The 201-nt window shown below is 54.2% G+C and carries 1 protein-coding gene; it reads right to left on the reverse strand.

The features are described 5' to 3' along the window. A partial coding sequence (locus tag NI467_RS14730) for a hypothetical protein (protein ID WP_253153513.1) occupies nt 1-201 on the reverse strand: 201 nt, incomplete at both ends.

A 201-nucleotide genomic window follows, 5' to 3' on the forward strand; every position in this document is an offset into this window, starting at 1 on the left:
CTGATTCAGACAGCGACTCAGACTCGGATAGCGACTCTGACAGCGACTCGGACTCGGATAGCGACTCTGATTCAGACAGCGACTCAGACTCTGACAGCGACTCGGACTCAGACAGCGATTCGGACTCAGACTCGGACAGCGACTCGGATTCAGATAGCGATTCGGATTCAGATAGCGATTCGGATTCAGACAGCGACTCAG

The organism is Acinetobacter sp. S4397-1, from assembly GCF_024129285.1.
Lineage (GTDB): Bacteria > Pseudomonadota > Gammaproteobacteria > Pseudomonadales > Moraxellaceae > Acinetobacter > Acinetobacter lwoffii_C.